General features: G+C 52.0%; 15 protein-coding genes and 1 other RNA gene. 12 read left to right on the forward strand and 4 right to left on the reverse strand.

Annotation, left to right across the window (positions count from 1 at the left end; all coding sequences use genetic code 11):
* Positions 1–3 precede the first annotated feature (3 nt).
* The 5 genes from F4Y64_02230 to F4Y64_02250 all read left to right on the forward strand — a co-directional run bounded on the left by F4Y64_02230 (position 4) and on the right by F4Y64_02250 (position 9,771).
* Positions 4–1,704, forward strand: coding sequence for a D-aminoacylase (locus tag F4Y64_02230; protein ID MXX96417.1), 1,701 nt, complete (start codon positions 4–6; stop codon positions 1,702–1,704).
* Positions 1,701–3,245, forward strand: a complete 1,545-nt coding sequence (locus tag F4Y64_02235) for an acyl-CoA carboxylase subunit beta (GenBank protein ID MXX96418.1) — start codon at positions 1,701–1,703, stop codon at positions 3,243–3,245. The genes F4Y64_02230 and F4Y64_02235 overlap by 4 nt, the downstream gene beginning before the upstream one ends.
* Positions 3,246–3,444: 199 nt before the next feature.
* On the forward strand, positions 3,445–5,403 hold the full coding sequence (locus tag F4Y64_02240; GenBank protein MXX96419.1) for a LysM peptidoglycan-binding domain-containing protein: 1,959 nt from the start codon (positions 3,445–3,447) through the stop codon (positions 5,401–5,403).
* A 332-nt stretch (positions 5,404–5,735) separates the two neighbouring features.
* The gene (locus tag F4Y64_02245; protein MXX96420.1) at positions 5,736–7,082 is read left to right on the forward strand and encodes an FAD-binding protein; all 1,347 of its coding nucleotides are present in this window, start codon (positions 5,736–5,738) and stop codon (positions 7,080–7,082) included.
* A 127-nt stretch (positions 7,083–7,209) separates the two neighbouring features.
* Positions 7,210–9,771, forward strand: coding sequence for a bifunctional aspartate kinase/diaminopimelate decarboxylase (locus tag F4Y64_02250; protein MXX96421.1), 2,562 nt, complete (start codon positions 7,210–7,212; stop codon positions 9,769–9,771).
* On the opposite strand, the gene F4Y64_02255 is transcribed toward F4Y64_02250, so the two are convergent.
* Genes F4Y64_02255 through F4Y64_02270 form a run of 4 tightly spaced genes read right to left on the reverse strand, consistent with a single transcriptional unit; the run spans position 9,768 to position 12,475 of the window.
* The gene (locus F4Y64_02255) at positions 9,768–10,586 is read right to left on the reverse strand and encodes an ion transporter (protein ID MXX96422.1); all 819 of its coding nucleotides are present in this window, start codon (positions 10,584–10,586) and stop codon (positions 9,768–9,770) included. The two genes, F4Y64_02250 and F4Y64_02255, sit on opposite strands and share 4 nt — an antisense overlap.
* The gene (locus F4Y64_02260; GenBank protein MXX96423.1) at positions 10,573–11,124 is read right to left on the reverse strand and encodes an NUDIX hydrolase; all 552 of its coding nucleotides are present in this window, start codon (positions 11,122–11,124) and stop codon (positions 10,573–10,575) included. The genes F4Y64_02255 and F4Y64_02260 overlap by 14 nt, the downstream gene beginning before the upstream one ends.
* On the reverse strand, positions 11,124–12,308 hold the full coding sequence (locus F4Y64_02265; GenBank protein ID MXX96424.1) for a cupin domain-containing protein: 1,185 nt from the start codon (positions 12,306–12,308) through the stop codon (positions 11,124–11,126). The genes F4Y64_02260 and F4Y64_02265 overlap by 1 nt, the downstream gene beginning before the upstream one ends.
* Positions 12,308–12,475 (reverse strand): zinc ribbon domain-containing protein, encoded by a 168-nt coding sequence (locus F4Y64_02270; protein ID MXX96425.1) that lies wholly within the window; start codon positions 12,473–12,475, stop codon positions 12,308–12,310. The genes F4Y64_02265 and F4Y64_02270 overlap by 1 nt, the downstream gene beginning before the upstream one ends.
* A 72-nt stretch (positions 12,476–12,547) precedes the next feature.
* Here F4Y64_02270 and F4Y64_02275 point away from each other — a divergent pair, with 72 nt between their 5' ends.
* The 7 genes from F4Y64_02275 to F4Y64_02305 all read left to right on the forward strand — a co-directional run bounded on the left by F4Y64_02275 (position 12,548) and on the right by F4Y64_02305 (position 20,366).
* Positions 12,548–13,180, forward strand: coding sequence for a GNAT family N-acetyltransferase (locus F4Y64_02275; GenBank protein MXX96426.1), 633 nt, complete (start codon positions 12,548–12,550; stop codon positions 13,178–13,180).
* A gap of 8 nt (positions 13,181–13,188) precedes the next feature.
* Positions 13,189–15,657 carry a primosomal protein N' gene (priA, locus tag F4Y64_02280; protein ID MXX96427.1) on the forward strand — a complete coding sequence of 823 codons (2,469 nt, stop codon included), beginning with the start codon at positions 13,189–13,191 and terminating at the stop codon, positions 15,655–15,657.
* Positions 15,658–15,698: 41 nt separating this feature from the next.
* Positions 15,699–15,798, forward strand: an RNA gene (gene ffs, locus F4Y64_02285) — signal recognition particle sRNA small type.
* Positions 15,799–15,896: 98 nt separating this feature from the next.
* A complete protein-coding gene (gene yajC, locus F4Y64_02290) occupies positions 15,897–16,145 on the forward strand; it encodes a preprotein translocase subunit YajC (GenBank protein ID MXX96428.1) in 249 nt (82 codons plus the stop codon).
* A gap of 9 nt (positions 16,146–16,154) precedes the next feature.
* The gene (locus F4Y64_02295; GenBank protein MXX96429.1) at positions 16,155–17,399 is read left to right on the forward strand and encodes a bifunctional 3,4-dihydroxy-2-butanone-4-phosphate synthase/GTP cyclohydrolase II; all 1,245 of its coding nucleotides are present in this window, start codon (positions 16,155–16,157) and stop codon (positions 17,397–17,399) included.
* Between the two features lie 18 nt (positions 17,400–17,417).
* Positions 17,418–18,152 carry a haloacid dehalogenase type II gene (locus F4Y64_02300; GenBank protein ID MXX96430.1) on the forward strand — a complete coding sequence of 245 codons (735 nt, stop codon included), beginning with the start codon at positions 17,418–17,420 and terminating at the stop codon, positions 18,150–18,152.
* Positions 18,153–18,533: 381 nt separating this feature from the next.
* Positions 18,534–20,366, forward strand: a complete 1,833-nt coding sequence (locus F4Y64_02305) for a gamma-glutamyltransferase family protein (GenBank protein MXX96431.1) — start codon at positions 18,534–18,536, stop codon at positions 20,364–20,366.
* The last annotated feature ends 395 nt before the right edge of the window (positions 20,367–20,761 follow it).

Below are 20,761 nucleotides of genomic sequence, written 5' to 3' on the forward strand. Positions count from 1 at the left end.
CAAATGAGACCTCTACTTGTATCTCTGTTGCTGATTTGTGGGTGTACCCACGGGCCCGACTACAATCTAATTCTCCGTGGTGGTACCATCTACGACGGATCGGGAACTGCTCCCTACATTGCGGACATTGCAGTTGATGGGGACAGTATTGCGGCAATTGGGGACCTTGCGGATGTCCGTGGCATTCTGGAAATCAATGTCGAAGGGTTCGCTGTATCTCCTGGATTCATCAACATGCTGAGTTGGGCAACCGAAAGCCTGATTGTCGACGGGAGGTCACTGAGCGATATCAGCCAGGGCGTGACCTTGGAGGTATTTGGAGAGGGGGTTTCCAATGGGCCGCTGAATGAGGTCATGAAAGAAGAGCTCTGGGGCTGGGTAGTCCAGCAGGCTGGATCAGAGGAAGCAGCAGAAGATCTCCTGGGAGGGACCGATGTCCCTTGGACCACACTGGACGAATATTTATCCTTCCTCGAGTCCAAAGGCGTCTCACCAAATGTTGCCTCGCTTATTGGCGCGGCAACCGTCCGTCAATATGTGCTTGGTGAAAATGATCGCGTACCAACTCCTGAAGAGTTGGAACGCATGCAGAATCTGGTACGGGAAGCCATGGCGGATGGTGCACTGGGCGTGGGCTCTTCACTTATCTATGTTCCGGGTACTTTTGCAAGTACGCAAGAGTTGATTGCGCTGGCCTCCGTTGCTGGAGAATTTGGTGGTGTCTATACGTCGCATATTCGGAGTGAAGGAGGGCGTCTTCTTGAATCTGTGGAAGAATTGATCCAAATTGCACAGGATGCAGATGTGCGAGGGCACATTTATCACCTCAAAGCCGCCGGGAAAAATAACTGGCATAAAATGGAAGCGGTCATCGACCGGATTGAGGAAGTACGTGCGGAAGGGCTTGAGATTACAGCGGACATCTATACCTATGTTGCAGGGGCTACAGGTCTGGATGCCGCCATGCCCCCTGATGTAAGGGAGGGGGGAATGATGGCTTGGCATGCGAGGCTGCAGGATCCCGCCATTCGGGCCCGGATGGAAACAGAATTAATGACTCCCTCTGAAAACTGGGAAAACCTCATGCTTGAAGCAGGTCCTGAAAATGTCATGCTAGTGGGGTTCAGAACCGCCCCGCTGCGTCAGTATATGGGCCTGAGGCTCACGGAAGTCGCGGAATTACGAGGAACATCCATCCCCGCAGCCGTAATGGATCTGATTCTGGAGGATACCAGCAGGGTCGGAGCGATCTATTTTCTGATGGATGAGGCGAATGTGCGCCAGAAACTTCGGCAGCCGTGGGTTGCCATTGATTCTGATGCGACCTCCATCGCACCGGAGGGGCACGCCCTGAATTCCATGGTTCATCCTCGTACGTATGGCTCCTTTGCCCGCCTACTTGCCAAGTACGTGCGTCAGGAACAGGTACTTTTACTCGAAGAAGCGGTCCGGAGGATGACATCGCTGCCAGCATCCATCTTGGCGATCAACCGGAGAGGGATGCTCAAGCAGGGATATTTTGCAGACATTGCCATCTTTGACCCACAAAGGATACAGGACCATGCTACATTCGAAGACCCGCATCAACTTGCTACGGGGATGCACTACGTATTCGTCAATGGCACGATGGTGCTGGACCAAGGGGAGCATACCGGTGTAATGCCCGGTCGTGTAGTTAGAAGATCAACTCAAGCAAACCAATGACAGACAGGCATTCGGATCTGGAGCATCGTCGCCACAAAGCAAAGATGGGTGGCGGTCAATCCCGTATTGATCGGCAGCATGACCAAGGAAAACTCACCGCTCGTGAGCGTGTAACGGTTCTCCTGGATGAAGATTCATTTGTAGAGCTTGGGCAGCTGGTGCGACATCAATCCACCGACTATGGCCTCGCCGACCAGCGCCCTTATGGGGATGGGGTCGTGACCGGGTACGGTACGATTCATGGTCGTCTGGTTTACGTGTATGCACAGGATTTTACGGTTTTCGGAGGATCTCTGGGACGCGCACACGCGTCTAAAATCGTACAGGTACTGGATCTGGCACTTCAAAATGGTGCACCGGTCATTGGACTCAGTGATTCAGGTGGCGCACGGATCCAAGAGGGAGTGGTCTCCTTAGGGGGCTACGCAGACATTTTCCTCAAAAACACCCTGGCATCCGGGGTTATCCCCCAGATCTCTGCGATCATGGGGCCTTGTGCGGGTGGTGCGGTCTACAGCCCAGCCATTACGGATCTTGTCTTTATGGTGCAGGGAACCAGCTACATGTTCGTGACCGGACCGGACGTTGTGCACAGTGTAACACAGGAGGAGGTTACCGCGGAGGATTTAGGCGGGGCCGAAGCACATGCGCAGCGAAGTGGTGTCGCACATGCAGTGTACCCGAATGATGTTGCCTGCCTGGAAGCAATTCGAACCGTACTGAATTATTTGCCTCAAAACTGCGAAGAACAACCGGCAGTCCACTCTGGATATCCATCTCCCACAGGAAATCCGGCTGATCTGAACGAATTCGTTCCAGAGAACCCAAATAAACCCTACGATATGCATGAAATTATCCATTTTCTGGTAGATAGGGATTCGTTCTTCCCCGTTCATGATCGCTTTGCCCGCAACCTGATTTGTGGTTTTGCACGTATAGGTGGTCATGCGGTAGGAATCGTAGCCAATCAACCAGCCCACTTGGCTGGGGTCCTGGATATTGATGCCTCCATAAAAGGTGCCCGGTTCGTCCGATTCTGTGATGCGTTCAATCTTCCCTTGGTTACACTTGAAGATGTCCCTGGCTTTTTGCCTGGAACGGATCAGGAGTGGCGCGGAATCATCCGCCACGGTGCAAAATTACTCTATGCTTTTTGTGAGGCAACGGTCCCAAAACTCACGGTGATCACTCGAAAAGCCTATGGAGGTGCCTACGACGTCATGAGTTCAAAACATATCCGAGGGGATTTGAACTATGCATGGCCCGGCGCAGAAATTGCAGTCATGGGAGCAAAGGGGGCCATCAGAATTCTACATCGTTCCGAACTAAAACATGCCACGGACCGGGCATCCCTTGAGGAAGAATTCACCCGCGACTACAGGGAACGGTTTTCCAATCCCTACATCGCTGCAGAGCGTGGCTATATTGACGAAGTAATTTATCCCCAGGAAACCCGGGAGCGTTTGATCAAGGGCCTAGAGATGCTAAGGAACAAGGTTCAGACAAACCCACGAAAAAAACATGGAAATCTCCCGCTTTGACAAGAAATTGTTGATGGCAGCTTTCCCGAATCTCTTATCTTCTCGCGTTCGAGTGGACGGGATTATTACTTTTTTGTATATAATAGTTTATATTGATGATCCCAACAGTCCATTTTTTGGGAACCTACCGATCTGTATTTGAGAATAAGCTTTAAGTTGAAGGGTAAATTTCTACTTTCCACTGACCTTTGCCAATGTCATGAAAAACCAGTTACTAACCCTATTTGCTGCAACGACGCTTTTGATTACGCCCTGTCTTGCGCAGCAGTTAATGCCTCCTGAGGCAATCCCGGTTGAGGATTTGCGGGGGTATGATCGGTATTCCATGGTTGAAGACTATGGCGATCCTAGAGATGAGCTGACTGAAAGGCAGATCATGAACCGTATCAGTCGTGCCTATCTGCTCCAGTCACGGATCATTAAGGCTCAAACCAACGGGGATTGGCGTTCTGCAGAGTATTATCTGGACCAGGCGATGTCGGAAGTCAGCGTTCTGGCGGATCAGTCGAGTTTGGCGAATGAGCCCCAGTTCCGGGAGCTATTCAGGACGATTGTGACGGAGCATGAGGCATATTTCGGCACGGACCCCGCGGAGCGTCAGGAATATGGGTCTATTTTTGCTCTTCGAAGCGCCATGTTTGACGTGCAGGCACTGGTAGAGAACCCCACCGCTGAAGCAACCGGGCTACCTAAAATTGAACCGGTCGTAACCACTGTGCCCATGCCCCAGAATCGGGCGGTGGAAAATTCGATCCAGTGGCTCTTGGCGAACCGAAGAGAAACCGTCATCCGATGGATGAATCGTTCGGACACTTATTTCCCAATGATTGAGCAGATCTTCAAAGAAGAGGGGGTCCCGGAAGAGCTCAAATACCTCGCAGTCGGTGAGAGTGGTTTGAACCCGCGTGCACGCAGTAGTGCAAGCGCGGTTGGAATGTGGCAGTTTATGGCTCCTACGGGGCGGGCGATGGGGCTCCGAATTGACTCCTATGTTGATGAACGCATGGACCCTGTCAAATCGACCCGCGCAGCTGCACGCCATCTCAAAGAGCTCTACGAGTACTATGCAAGCGACTGGCATTTGGCACTGGCTGGCTATAATTGCAGCCCCCGATGCATCCGACGCGCAATTTCGCGGGGTGGCGGGACCCTCCAGAACCCACCTTCCTACTGGGCAATTTCACGGTATTTACCTCGTCAGACTTCTGGGTATGTGCCGCAATTCATCGCATTTGCTTTGATAATGTCCAACCCTTCGGAGTTCGGATTGCCAGCAACTTCGAATGGGCCGGAGTTTGCCTATGATGAGATCAAGGTTAGTGGAGTTCTATCTCTGGAAACCATCGCGACCATGGTGGGCACGACGACCGAACACATCCAGTCGCTAAACCCGGAACTTCGACGTGGTACACTTCCACCCGACAGAAGCCCGTACACACTGCGGATTCCCATAAACACATTCGCCCGCTTTGCCGACGCATTTGAGCAACTCCCGGAGAAAGAAAAAACAATGCCTGGAGAACACCGCGTACGCAGAGGGGACAATCTCGGTAAAATTGCACGAAGATATGGGACCACCGTGAAGGCGATCCAAAACGCCAATCGGCTCAGAACCACCGTCATTCACCCCGGGCAGATGCTTGTGGTGCCTGGGTTGGCGGGTACCATCGTGGCAAAGCTTGAAAGTACTGGTGCGAGATCGGTGGGATGGGGAAGCCGTACCAATAAACCCATTGTGTTTGACCAAAAAGTGGCCGAGAATGCGCGGCAGACGACGGTCACCGTTGCCAACACTTCTACGACCCGTTCTCCGAACACCTCTGATCAGACTACCAACTCTTCGAACTCACCCAGCGAGAATCGACCGAATCAGGTTCACAGGGTTCGTCGTGGAGATACCCTTTCAGAGCTTGCAAACCAATACGGAACGACAGTTCGGGCAATTCAGCAAGCAAACGGACTTCGAAATACTCGAATCAAGCGTGGTCAGCGGCTTCAAATCCCTCAGGGAGGACGTACGATCCATACGGTCCGACGAGGCGAAAACCTGACAAAGATTGCCCAACACTACGGGACGACGGTGCAGAGCATTAAGACCAATAACAACCTGCGCTCCAACACCATTCATCCTGGGCAAAAACTTTCGATTACCTTCTGACTTTCGCCGGACAATTTAGCTTTATCCATGTTTGAGCCAAGATTCGGCGACGTACCGCCAGCAGTGCGGGACGCAGAATCAGTGACTTGCCAGAGCGAGTAACCGGGGAGTAACAGGCACCGCGCGTCAGCCCATACAGATACCCTCCACACGCACGAAAGAACCCGTGCTCATGGGCTTTCTGGAAAGGCCTTCTATGTGGGGACATGTTGTTCTTGCGATTGTATTCTGCCTTCCATCCGGTACCGAAACGATCTTCGCACATTCACTCCAATGTCTCCCAGTTTAGCTGGAATGCATAGATTTGCGGTATTCATTGATTCTGTGTCTCCATGGATAAGCGTACATTCTTAAAGACTTCCTCTGCTCTTGTGTTGGGCTCTATGCTTGCACCCCTCGCGGGCTGCAGGCACCAGGAATCGCTAGCTCCGCTGCGGACCAACTGGGCCGGAAACCTGACGTATGGCACCAACCGTTTGCTACTTCCGAGATCAATGGAGGAGTTGCAGGACATGGTACGCAACCATCATAGCGTACGTCCGCTGGGATCACGGCATTGTTTTAACTCAATTGCCGACAGCTCCGAGGCGCAGTTGTCGCTGAGCGCAATGCCGCAAACGGTCACCTTCGGCTCTGATACTGTAACCGTGCCGGGTGCGATGCGCTACGGTGACCTAGTGCCTCATCTGGATGAGCGGGGCCTAGCACTTCATAACTTGGCGTCGCTGCCCCATATATCCGTCGCAGGGGCGCTGGCGACCGCAACTCATGGCTCAGGCGTAATCAACGGCAATTTGGCCACCGCCGCAGTTGGACTGGAACTGGTTGTAGCTTCGGGAGAGCAGATTACGATCACCCCAAAGGATGATTTACTGTTCAGGGCCGCTGTTGTTGGCCTGGGGTGCTTTGGGATGGTCACATCCGTTACGCTCAAGGTGGAGCCCATTTATGATATGGTGCAGCATGTTTACTTGAATTTGCCCCTGACCTCTATGGATACGCAATTCGAAACCATTATGAATCTTGGTTACAGTGTGAGCTTTTTTACCGATTGGCGTACACCGGAATCTACACAGATCTGGATTAAGCGACGTATAACAGATGAGCTGACAGACCTGCCCACCGAGTTGTATGGGGCAAGACTGGCAGATCGTAACGTGCACCCGGTATTGGCTCTATCCGCTGAGGCTTGCACAGAGCAGATGGGCGTACCGGGTGCTTGGCATGCACGGCTGCCTCATTTCAAGATGGACTTCACGCCCAGCAGTGGAGAAGAGCTCCAGAGCGAGTTTTTCGTTGACCGGCAACATGCGCCAGAAGTAATTGGCGTGTTGCGCGATATGGCCGATCAGCTTAATCCGTTGTTGATGATCAGTGAGGTGCGTACGATTGCGGCGGACAATTTATTGATGAGTACTGCCAGCGGCCGTGATTCGGTGGCATTTCACTTTACCTGGCATCAAGACTGGGAAGCTTTGCAAGCGGTACTTCCAGTACTGGAGGCACGTCTGGCACCATTTGAGCCTCGGCCACATTGGGGTAAGAATTTTCTGATGACTGCTGAAGAACTCCGATCCCGCTATCCGGGACATACTCAATTCCAGGAGCTAGTCCTGACTCATGATCCGGAAGGCAAATTCCGCAATGACTTTATAAACGAAAAAGTCATACGCGGGTAGGAAGGGTCCGTGCGGGCAGATGCCGCTTGGCCAGCACCCGGAACACGACTGATGAAAACACCAAAAAGAATTTAAGTGCTTCGTGCACTTAAGAGCATATCATCCCCAATTAATAACCTGCTGTAAAGTGAGTCCCTGGGTCGTACTTAAGTTCGGTGGCACAAGTGTCTCCTCAAGAGAGAGCTGGGATACGATCGCTCGCATTATCCGGGCGCGCCGGGCAGATGGAGAGCGGGTATGCGTGGTGTGCTCGGCAGCCTCGGGCACCTCACGCGCACTGGAAGGATTGATTGATGCGGCCCTGCACGGAAACTACGAAGAGCCTCTGACAGCTATCGGTAAACGACATCTCGCACTGGCACACCAGCTCGGACTTGATGGCGAAGTGCTGCTTCAGGAATTACTTCAGGAATTGGAACGGCTTGCCTATGGAGCTTCGCTGACCCGTGATGTCGGACCGCCCCTGCATGCACGGATTTTATCAATGGGTGAGCTCATGCTCACCACATTGGGGACTGCATTCCTCAAAACGCAGGATTTTCAAATCCACTGGATGGATGCACGTACAATCCTGAAATCCGAACCCATCCCGCGCATTCCTCCTCATGAAGAGTTTCTGTCTGCTCAATGCAACCATGATCCAGATCCTGAACTCCAGCAGGTTGATGCAGACATCTTCATCACACAGGGCTTTATTGCCAGTGATGCACAGGATCGGACCGTATTGACCGGATGGGGAGGTTCTGATACATCGGCCGCCTACTTTGCAAGTAAGCTGGAAGCCATACGACTGGAGATTTGGACCGATGTCCCGGGCATGTTCACTGCCAACCCAGGGCACGTTCCGGGTGCACGCCTATTGAAACAACTTGAATACAGTGAAGCCCAGGAGCTTGCCAGCTCTGGGGCCGAAGTCCTTCATCCGCGCTGTATTGAGCCGCTGCGTCCTCAAAAAATCCCTCTCCATGTGCGTTCGACGGCAAACCCCGATCTGGATGGAACTGTAATCAGTGCAGAGACACATAGCTATGGTGCCCAAGTTAAGGCTATTGCCGCATGCACTGATCTGATCCTCATTGCCGTTGAAACTCCACGTATGTGGCACTCCGTTGGGTTTCTGGCAAAGATTTGTACAGCATTTGAGCGGCATGGCCTTTCAATTGGAATGGTCGCCACCTCAGAAACAAACGTGACCCTTTCCATTGATCCGGTCTATGGGTTTTCCCTCGAGGAATCTGTGATTGAAGCACTGCTGGCCGATTTGAATGAGTTCTGTCAGGCAAAATGTATCAACGGATGCGCTGCGGTCAGCATGGTCGGGCAGAATATCCGCAGTGTTCTGCACGAACTGGGCCCTGCACTTGAGGTCCTGGATGAGCAAAAAATTTACCTGGTAACACAGGCCGCCAGTGACTTGAATTTCACCTTCGTCGTTGACAACCTGCATGCACAGCGGCTGACCAATAAGCTACACAGCCAGATCTTTAGCCAAATTGGGCCAGATGATCTCTTCGGAGCCACCTATCGTGAGTTATTCGACGCACCAGACATCTCATTACCGACATCCTGGTGGAAAACGCGGCGCGATCAGCTACTCGAATTAGCGGCTGAGTCATCTCCCTGTTACGTATATGATCGGGAGAGCTTAGATCATACCATATCCCACATGCAGACCCTCCAAAGCGCTGACCGATCCTTTTATGCCATGAAGGCATGCTGGAATCCAGAAGTGCTACAAGTAATTTATGAACATGGGATTGGCTTCGAATGTGTATCCCCAGGGGAGTTGCATTATATCAGGCATCTTTTCCCTGATATTGATCCTGACCGAATTCTCTTTACCCCCAACTTCGTCCCCAAAGAAGAATTTTCGCTGGGATATGAGTTGGCTGGTCATGTGACGGTCGGCAATGTGAGGGCCCTCGAACTTTGGCCGGAAGTCTTTCGGGATCGTGCGGTGATCCTCCGGGTCGATCCGGGGCATGGTCGCGGGCATCACAAGTATGTACGTACAGCCGGATCTGCATCAAAATTTGGGATTGCTCCAGAAGATCTGCCTTTGCTTCAGAACATTGCGAAAGAGCATAACATTCAGATTACAGGCCTGCATGCGCATGTGGGCAGTGGCATCTTGACGCCAGACACATGGAGCTCTATCGCGTATGCTCTGGCTTCAATCGCAGAAAAATTCCCCCACGTTACCCACTTGAATGTCGGCGGAGGGTTTGGGGTACCAGAAAAGCCAGGAGCAATCCCACTGAACCTGACAGTCCTAGAAGAGAGCCTGCAGCAATTCCGTGAAACCTACTCCCAATTTGAACTGTGGATCGAGCCAGGGAGATACCTTGTTGCAGGGAGCGGTGTACTTTTAGTACGTGTCACACAGGTTAAGCGTAAAGGATCGACATACTACATCGGGGTGGAAACTGGAATGAACTCTTTGATCCGTCCCGCACTCTACGGATCGTATCACAGTATTGTTAACCTGAGCAAACTGGGTGAAACTCCAAGCATGACGGCAGATATCGTTGGACCTATTTGTGAAACCGGCGACATCCTGGGACGCGCACGCAGACTTCCCGAGACGAAAGAAGGTGATATCCTGCTGATCACGACGACCGGCGCGTATGGCCGGGTGATGTCGTCGAGCTATAATATGCGCGACCCGGCGGCCGAAGTGGTCATCTAGTGCTGGTGGAATTTATGTCCACAGTACTTGCAGAATTCAGACCCTTTCTCCAGCCTCGTCTCCCGGCAGCGTACGCACGGAGTCGTTCGTTTGAAATGGCGATGCGATAAGCTAATGGACATCACAATAATCGCATAGCCGATCACCATTACCATCGCCGCAACGAACTTCCCCAAAGGTGTCTGAGGAGAAATATCTCCGTACCCAACCGTGGTCAATGTTACCACCGCCCAGTACATGCTCAGGGGAATGCTGGCAAATCCATTTTCGGGCCCCTCAATCAGATAGATCATTGAGCCCAGGGTGGTGACAAGCAGCGACAGTGCGAGTACGAACACCCATATTCGCTGCCAACTCTCCTGGAGCAGATAGAGTAAGTGAAGCCCGGCTCTGGTGTACTGTACCAGTTTTAGAACACGAAATACCCGCAACAGGCGAAGAATTCGGATAACAATCAATGCCTGGGCACCGGGAAGTAACAGGCTCACGTACGTTGGAATCACTGCAATCAGGTCCACTACCCCAAAAAAGCTGCGAGCATACCCCAAGGGATTCCGGGAACAGTACAACCGTAGGACGTACTCAACGGTGAAGACCACCGTAAAGAACCACTCCAAGCCGATTAGTAGAGTCCCGTGGACAGCTCTTACCTGATCAATACTCTCCAGCATGACCGCAACCACACTGGCGACAATGATAATAAAGAGCGCAATATCGCTTCCCCGTCCCAGCGGAGTCGTAGATTCAAACAGAATCTTGTTGAGCAACTCGCGCCGTGAGCCCCATGAAGTCTGATGTTCTTTATGCTCTTCCACTTTTTAGATACAAGTCGTAGTAGTGAAGTGCTGCTATAATAATACCATGACGCAGTGTTTCATCGGCAATCAGCTTCGGGATCATGGATTGATCAATCAGAACAGGATCTATCTCCTCTGCTGAATCAAGTTCTTGCTGTCCCTGAGGGACTGCATCACTGGCCAGAAAAAAATGGCACCGGTTTGTGAGGATCGCGGGGTTCGGAGACATAGAGCCCAGCCGAATGAGTGTCTTGGCTGCATAGCCGGTTTCTTCACGCAGTTCACGGGCAGCTGCCTCCTCGGGGAGTTCACCCTGATCTACGATCCCTCCGGGCAACTCTAGTTCAACGGCCGAAGTCCCCGGCCGCCACTGCCGGATACAAACAAACTTACCCTCTGGAGTTACAGGAACGATCGTGACCCAGTCAGAGGCCTCCAGTACATAAAACGAATGGACTTGGCCGGTTCGTGGGGATTCACAATCGTCCTGGCGCACCGTGAACACCTTGAAATCCCCACGATCCTGGCGCTGTTTACACTTCCATGATTGACCCATTAATTCGATCCTTCTACCCTGATCAGGACCATAGAATCAAGTAAAAGCTGCATGAGTTCCAGAGCCTCCTGATCCCAAAGATAGGACTTGAGGGAGTCAAAATTGAGTATCTCTGTTCCGGTTAACAATTGTGCAAATGGTTTCGACTCGAGCTTTAGCTGGCATTCAATTCCAAGCGCATAGATCCGAATACAGTCATCAAATTCCCGATAGACCATGCACGACGGAGTAAGCCGCACATACGTACTACCTTGCCGAAGATCATCCGGAATCTCTTCAGCAGAGGGTACCGGATCCTTCGCCATTCCAGGCCAGTTTTCCCGAACGGGATGCGTCATCGCACTACAAAAGACTCGTGCAAGACTTTCCCGATCCTCCGCAAGCCGTCGCATTTCGTTCTGAAACCAGTCCAGAGGCGTGTCGCTGACTCGACCAGGATCGCCCGTTCGCAGCTCAACCGGATCCACAAAATTGCTTGGGGTATGGATATGTCCAACCCCTTCTGTCATTTCTGAGAAAGCCGTCTGCAACATACCCGTTTCGGGAGCCTTGAATCCGATACTTGCCGTGATGCATGTCCCTTCAGCAATCCCCCAATGAGGGAGTTTAGGTGGCAAATAGAGCATATCTCCTGGCTTGGCAACGAATTCCTGATCTGGATGAAGCTCTTTCAGGAGTTGCATTGATGCATCCTCTCTCATCGGACGATCATCAGTGACCGGAGAATTTTCGATTTTCCAGCGCCGCTCACCGCTGAGCTGAATAAGAAAGACGTCGTAACTGTCCACATGGGGACCTACGCTCCCTCCTGGAGCCGCGTAGCTCAGCTGAACATCATCCAGACGCCAGTTGGGGATAAACCGAAATAATTCGAGCAGCTGGCGCATCTGATCAAGTTCCCGCTCTGTATCCTGCACCAGTAATGTCCAGTATGAGAGCTCCTCGAAACTCTCAAGCTCTTCCCATTCAAATGGTCCGGTAAATAATTCCCATGACTGGTCCACGGTGTCTTCTTCAATCAGGCGCGAATCGAATTCAGCGCTGACCGCCATCCGAAATATGTCACTCCGAGTAATATCGAAACTGGATTTTTCAAACGCATCCTGCAGGATCAGCGGACGTTTCTGCCAATAATCACGCATAAAGACGTCAAGGGAGTACTGTCCGCGGAAAGGACGAACCATCAGAAGATCAGTTTTATGAGTTCGAATAAAGGCCAGATTAAAAGCAATGCCATTATCCAGGCCATGGCCGTTCGGCTGCGGGTCTGACGCGGAAATTCATAGGCGCAATACGGACATACGTCCAGGGTGCGGTCCACTTCCAGGGCACATGATGGGCATTCTTGCATTGGTCGCAGACAAAGTTCGACCTATCAACGCGCCGCATCCCAAATACGTTCAATGGAACAGCTTTCTGTTTTATGCTTACACGCCGAGCTAGCACAAAATTATTTTTCTCAGTGCTCCTATACACTCCCATAGCGCTCCCGATTGTAGACGCTTCGGCATCTGTCGAAATTGTCATTGCAACGACTGACCATTTTCGGTTCGCGGACGAAATCTGTCACCTAATCAAAACGGCAGCAGCGCAACGAGGTACCGGCATTGCCGAACGTGCCCCCGAATATATTCGCACCAAAATGGAAGAGGGAAAGGCCGTAATTGCACTCGGTACACATGATCAGGTGGCTGGTTTCTGCTACATTGAAACATGGGACCACGGGAAGTACGCGGTCAACTCGGGGCTCATTATCTCTCCTGCTTTTCGTAGGCAGGGGCTTGCACGCCGGATCAAGCGCCGGGCGTTTGAGCTTTCAAGAACTCTCTACCCCGAAGCCAAACTGTTCGGCATTACGACCAGTCTTGCTGTGATGAAAATCAACTCTGAGCTTGGCTACAAGCCGGTAACATTCAGTGAGCTCACGGATGATGATGAGTTCTGGCAGGGATGTCAGAGCTGCCCCAACTATGATGTGCTGACACGAATGAAGCGAAAAATGTGTCTCTGCACAGGTATGCTCTACGATCCGGGAGAGACTCCTTCCTCAGAATAGCGCCGAAAATGTCGCGCGCCATTGGTGTTGCCTTGCCGATTCCTGTGGACAAGGTATATGCCTATGAGCTACCCGGTGAGCTTGAGGAATCCGTACAGATAGGATCCCTGGTCCTGGTTCCAGTGCGTAACCGTACCTATACAGGGGTTGTTACGGAACTGGACGTACAAGTCCGTGAAGGCATAAGACTCCGAACCGTGCGTGCCGCCGTGAGTCATGAACCCTTATTTGACCCAGAACTCCTTCAACTTACCCGCTGGATATCACGGTACTATGTTTGTGCCTGGGGAGAAGTACTCAGCGCAGCACTCCCGGCGGGGATGCAGACAAAAGAGCGGATCGTGTACTATCTGGCTTCCGAGTCAGACCTCCACTGGGTGGGAATTTCTCCTGAACTGCAAGTGCACCTGATGAAGCATCGCCGAACGACTCCTGCCAAGCTGAAACGCGTTGGCCTTCGTATTTCCGAACAGGAGATCATCAGAGCGGAATCTCAGGGAGCGCTTCGGAAAACCGTCGAACTCCAAGAACCAACGGTGGGCATGAAGACCGGAGAGTTTATCTCTCTTGCGCCCGCATTTCGCTCAGTTGATGCCCTGCGTGACTTGAAGCCGCAGTTTCGGGGAATTAAACAGAAGGAGGTCATTGACCAGCTCATCTCTTCTATTGAACCCGGCCAGTATGAGATTTCGCTGCCGGAGATTCGGAAGGCTTGTAGTGCAAGTCGGCAAACGGTTCGATCCCTTGAAAAGCGGGGAATTTTTTCAATCATCGAAAAGCAGGTATTCCGGATCCCGGAATGGATGCGCTCAAAAGCAACCCCGTCTAGCAAAGCCCCAAATTTTCATCCATTTCAGGCCGTGGCTGCGAAGGCACTTCAGGATGCAGTCAAATCAAAAATCTATAAAACTTTCGCGCTTCATGGCGTGACCGGGAGCGGGAAAACGGAGGTCTATCTATCCGCACTGGAAACCTCGCTCTCTCTTGGCAGGACAGCCATCGTACTTGTACCTGAAATCTCCCTCACCCCGCAAACAGTACATCGCTTTCGGGCCCGCTTTGGAGATACCGTTGCAGTTCTCCATTCCCGCATGGCGCAGGGAGAGCGTCATGATGTCTGGCAACAAACTCGTGCGGGCCGATATCGTGTGGTCATAGGACCAAGGTCTGCGATCCTAGCCCCGTTAAAAAATCTTGGGCTCATCATTGTAGATGAAGAGCACGACGGCTCCTATAAGCAGAGAGAAACTGCTCCCCGATACCATGCCAGAGATGTTGCCGTCATGCGTGCGACGATGGCAAAATGCACCTGTGTATTGGGTTCTGCAACCCTATCACTGGAGACCCTGGTGAACGCACAGCAGGGCAAGTATACGCTCTTGTCTATGCCAGAGCGTGCTCCGACGAAGGACCGATCCGCCGCTTCTCTTCCTGCAATTCGAATCATTGATCTTTGCCATGAACGCGAAGAAAATGGGCTGAGTGGCCCCTTGTCCACCCCTCTGCTTGAAGCGATTGAATCTCGCCTGGAACGAAAAGAGCAGGTGATTCTTCTACAAAACCGCCGTGGATATGCACCCATCCTAGAGTGTCAGAGCTGTGGTTTTGTGCCGCAGTGCATCGCCTGCAGTGTATCGATGACTTATCACCAGGGAGAGAATCGGCTCCGGTGTCATTACTGCGGATACGTGCGTAACCTTCCAGATGATTGTCCCAAATGCGAAACACCAGCATTTGCACCGCTTGGCAGCGGGACTCAGCGCGTTTCCGAGGAACTTGGCGAATTGTTTCGAACGGCCAGAATTCTTCGAATGGACCGTGACAGCACTCGAACCAAGGATGCTCACCACGAAATCCTTAGCATTTTCGCAGAGGGTGGGGCAGATATTCTGATTGGCACGCAAATGGTTGCCAAGGGGCTCGACTTCGGCCGAGTGACACTGGTGGGCGTTATCAGCTGTGATCTAGGGCTTCGGCTGCCTGATTTTCGGAGTGAGGAACGAACCTTTCAACTGCTTATGCAGGTTGCGGGGAGAGCAGGTAGAGCAGACCTGCCTGGAGAGGTCTTACTCCAGACGCGACGCCCATCCCACCCGATCTTTTCCTTCCTGCAGGCGCATGACTTTCATGGCTACGCTCAGATTCTTGCGCAGCACCGGCAAAAATTGAACTACCCCCCATTTGGCCGCATCGTCGGGATCCAAGTCCGGGGTGCACCACAGCCGGCGGTCGCGGACCTTGCAAATGAATGGAAGACCCTGCTGCTTGATCAGCTGCCCTCTACCGTTTCAGTATTGGGCCCGGAGCAGCCGTACATCAAACGCGTGGAGCATCAGTACCGCTATTTTCTCATCATCAAGGCACCAAAGACTTATCACTCTCTTCAAGAAGACATCCGTTCGATCCTCCGAATGGCTCCCTCAACCGGGCGTGAACTTCATGTATCCGTCAATGTGGACGGACTTGAGCAGGCGTGAGTGCGGAACCGTCACTGCATAGAAGGGTAGACGGGGCCGAAGGGTGAGTCCCGTACGGTCAGCTCCCTCTGAACCCCGTCAGGGCCGGAAGGCAGCAGCGGTAGGAGGTCGAAGCGACGCGATGCGGTTAGCTTACCCTTCTTTATTATATCCAATTCCTTGATCCCTTGATACTGATGTACTGGCCCTTTGCACTCCTGCTTCAAGAGGCAACCTCTCCAGGTTTTGGAGGATTAGGCATGTTCTTGCCGCTTATCCTCATTTTCGTTGTATTCTATTTCTTCATTATCCGCCCGCAGCAAAAGCGTGAGAAAAAGCGCAAAGCAATGATTGAGGCGGTCCGAAAAGGAGACCGCGTCGTAACCGCCGGTGGAATCCACGGGAAGGTTCACCAAGTGGAGAGTGGGGCCACGAGTGTCTTACTGGACGTAGATGGAGGGATTAAGCTCCGAGTTGAAAAGCAATCGCTTGCGTCCGTTAAGGAGTGAAGCGCCTGAATGGGAGTCCCAGGTACGGAAACCTTCGACTCAATTGAGTCTGCCATCGAAGCGATACGCGCTGGTCGCCTGGTAATCGTAGTAGACGACGAAGACCGCGAAAACGAGGGTGACTTTGTCGGGGCGGCATCTACAGTTACACCCGAGTTGGTCAACTTCATGGCCCATGAGGGTCGCGGGTTGATTTGTGTCCCGATGGCTCCAGAGCGTGCTGCTGCCCTTGATCTCAACCTTATGGTTGAGGAAAACACCAGTCTATACAGTACTCCCTTTACGATACCGGTGGACTATAGCCATGGCACATCAACCGGCATCAGCGCGTCTGATCGCGCAGCAACCATCCAAGCTCTTGCCAGCGACACATCGAAAGCGGACGATTTTGCACGCCCTGGACATGTCTTCCCGCTGATTGCACGCGAAGGGGGGGTGCTCCGAAGAACCGGGCACACCGAAGCCACGGTGGATCTCGTGCGTCTTGCCGACCTCGCACCGGTTGGAGTGCTCGTCGAGATCATGAATGCAGATGGTACGATGGCGCGGACTCCCGAGCTATTCAAGATTGCCCGTGAACACGACATGCGGATCATTACAATCAGCGATCTGGTCGCTTTTCGTATGTCACGGCGGTCTCTGATTAAACGTGTGGCATCCGTCCGGCTTCCGACGCGATATGGCCTGTTTAACCTTGTTGCCTACGAAGATGAGTCCAACGGTGACACCCATCTGGCACTGTGCATGGGGGAATGGACGGAAGATGATCCCGTTTTGACACGGGTACATTCCCAGTGCGTGACGGGGGACCTGTTTGGGTCCATTCGCTGTGATTGTGGGGATCAGTTGCATACAGCGATGCAACGTGTCGCGGAGGAGGGAAGAGGAGTTGTATTATACATGAAGCAGGAAGGGCGTGGAATCGGACTTCTGAATAAATTGCGCGCCTACGAATTACAGGATCAGCAGGGACTGGACACAGTGGAGGCGAATAAAGCATTGGGCTTTGATATGGATCACCGGGACTATGGCATCGGATGTCAGATCCTTCGCGACCTGGGAATACGAAAACTGAAATTATTGACCAATAACCCGACCAAGCGTGTCGGATTGGACGGGTATGGGCTGGAAATCACCGAAAGCGTAGCAATTGAGATCCCACCCAATCAGGAGAACGCCGGCTATTTGCGTACAAAGCGGGATCGTATGGGACATGTTTTACCCAACCTCGACTCACCCCAACGTAAGCTCTAAGGGTTGGCGAACTCAGCAATGGATCAAGAGTGTTTGAAGAGGCTACGATCATTCAAGGCTTTGACGTTTGATGTATACGGAACTTTGATTGATTGGGAAACGGGTATCTCAAATGCTTTACAGCCCTTGACCGACCAAGTTGACCGGAACCTGTCGCGTGATGAAGTTCTGGAGGCACATGCCCGGTACGAGTCATATCAGCAAGCTCTCACACCCTCAAAGTTGTACCGGGATGTTTTGGCAGTGGTATATCGTCGACTTGCAGAACATTGGCAAATTAATGTGACTTGGGGGGAGTGTTTGCGATATGGCCATTCCGTACGCGAGTGGCCGGTTTTTTCTGATTCGGTTGAGTCTTTACAATATTTGAAGGATCATTACCAGCTGTTCGTACTCAGTAATGTCGATAACGATAGTTTTGCATGGAGTAACGAAAAACTCGGTGTATCCTTTGATGGGATCTATTTAGCCGAGGATATTGGTAGTTACAAACCGCAGGATCGTAATTTTAATTTTTTGATTGATCAACTGGCGACACTTGGAATCAATAAGGACGAGATTCTTCACACTGCGGAGAGCATGTTCCACGATCACCTGCCCGCTAACCGTGCAGGGATTGCCAGCTGTCACATTTACCGGCGATCGAAACAGGATGGATACGGAGCAACCATGCCCCCAACCTCAAAACCGCATTATGATTTCCGATTTACTTCAATGGCAGCGTTCGTCCGAGCACACCAAGGGGCCACCTAACTTAAGGGATCGGATTTGTTGTAGTGTGCTGTCTGTCAGGGTGCCATCGTTGGGAAAAACCTGATTGGCTTTAGCTTCCTGGATATAGAGCCGTTGTCATCGATATGAGCTTGTTCAAGAAGCATCTGGCTGTTCATGTCTTCGATACTTAAGTAAACATGTTATTTGAGGTCGGAGACCTTCCGCCTTCAAGTGCAGTGAGATATTCATGGTGCGTTTACTCAGAAAATCTCCGTGTGAGTTCTGAAATGGGGCCCACCGTCCCAACAAGAAACTGCCTCAAGTAGAGTATATTAGCAAAATCAATCTCTATCCCTGCTGTACGAGACCTTCTTGCAACGGGCCTCGCTTTTTGAACATCCATTTTCAAGAATCTGCGCCATGTTTATTCGCCAAATCCAGTTACTCCTTCTCTGCTGCCTGATTGCCACATCTGCGCAAGCACAACGCACCGCTAAACCAGTGCTGCATGGTCGTCACTGGGTTGCAATCACAGGGAAACCGCTCGGAGCCACCGCAGGGGCCATGATGTTTGCAAAAGGAGGAAATGCCGTTGACGCAGCCTGTGCGATGCTCGGAGCAACGAGCACGATGTGGGATGTACTGAGCTGGGGTGGTGAAACTCAGGCATTGATTTACGATCCGAATCAGAAGAAAGTGGTTGGCATTAACGCCCTAGGGGCCGCTCCAACGGGGGCAACCACCGAGTTTTATAAAGATCAGGACCTCAAGTATCCCCCCGAATACGGTCCGCTAGCAGCGGTCACACCGGGCACGCCTGGGGGACTCATGGTCATGCTCGCAGAATATGGTACGCTGAGCCTCAAGGATGTCTTAGAACCCAGCATTCAAATGGCTGAAGGGTACCCAATTGAACGATCTGCAGTGCGATCTATCGAGAATCACGCCGAACGCATTGCTGACTGGCCCTACTCAAAACCAGTTTATTTGCCAAACACGGATGATGAGAACCCTGCCCCAAGAGAGGGTCAGCTTTTCGTGCAGACTGATCTGGCAGAGACACTGCGCAAGCTGGTTGAAGCGGAATCAGCCGCTCTTGAGGCAGGAAAATCTCGCAAAGAAGCTATCTATGCCGCCTATGACCGTTTCTACAGAGGTGATATAGCTGAAGAGATCGTTCGTGGAACCCAAGAGCAAGGAGGTCTCATCACAATGGAGGACTTGGATCAGTGGCAGGTATATGTTGAAGAGCCGGTGGTGACGGATTACAAAGGAATCCAGGTTTACAAGCTTACGTCATGGGTACAGGGGCCTGTGATGCTACAGGCGTTGAACATGCTTGAAACCATGGACCTTAAGGCAATGGGCTACAACAGTACGCGCTACGTCCATGCGCTGTACCAAGTTATGAACATGGCCTTTGCCGACCGCGACTTCTACTATGGAGATCCATACTACCCACCTGCCGAACCAATGGAAGGGCTCCTTTCCAAGGAGTATGCCAACGCCCGTGTACAGACAATCAATTGGAACGAGAACGACCCGAAGGTCAAACCCGGGGATCCGTATCCGTTTCAGGGAGAGGAAAACCCGTATCTGAATTACCTGGACCAGTGGCCAGCGGATAGTAGCGATTATGGAAGCGAGATCTCCTACGAGTCTGATTTTTATGCGGGAACCACCTCCATTCAGGCAGCTGATGCGGAAGGATGGGTTGTCTCAATCACGCCAAGCGGTGGCTGGATCCCCGCGGTCATTGCCGGTGAAACTGGAGTTGGGTTAAGTCAGCGGATGCAAAGTTTTGTGTTGGATCCCTCCGAGAACCCATTCAACCTGCCCGAGCCGGGCAAGCGGCCACGTGCAACACTGACTCCAGGAATGGCACTCAAAGACGGGCTCCCCTATCTATCCTTTGCTGTCCAGGGCGGCGACGGTCAGGACCAGAACCTGCTCCAGTTTTTCCTGAACATCGTTGAATTCGGCATGAATGTACAGGAAGCCGTCGAGGCGGCCAACATCAACAGCTTTCAGTTAAGGGGCTCCTTTGGTGACCATGAGATCCGCCCGGGACGCCTTTTACTGAATAATGAAGTCCCTAACTGGGTTCGACAGGAGCTCCGGGACATGAATTACAGCCTCACGTTTGGTGCACGCACCAGTGGGCCGATTACGGCAATCCAATTTGACCGAAAGCACGGTACGCTATGGGGTGGTGCGAGCGACCATGGAGATGACTATGGGATTGCGTGGTGATCTCTCGGTTTTGGCGGACCTATTTTGACGCTCAGACGACTTCTTGATTTTCGAGCGGCTCTGCTTTGGCACGATAGTACAAAATTGTCTTCCTAGATAACACGACAATCACAAAAACAACCAGCGGCCACTTCATTGAATCAAGTGTAAATAGCGTATGTGATAGAGTTATTATTTGAATGCCGGCGGCGATATGGATGATCAAACTACTTAAGGAATTGGGACCATTCCTATTATGATATTCGCCAAAATAATGTGACCCCCCAAACAGAACAGCGATCAACAGAACAGCCAATGCAATTTCAAATGCAATTAAATCAGATTTATGCGAAATCGCCGGATAAAATTCGATCGGTATCGGGCTATAGCTTGGATAGTGCAAATGATAGCCTGGC

It is taken from the genome of Rhodothermaceae bacterium (genome assembly GCA_009838195.1).
Taxonomy (GTDB): Bacteria; Bacteroidota; Rhodothermia; order Rhodothermales; family Bin80; genus Bin80.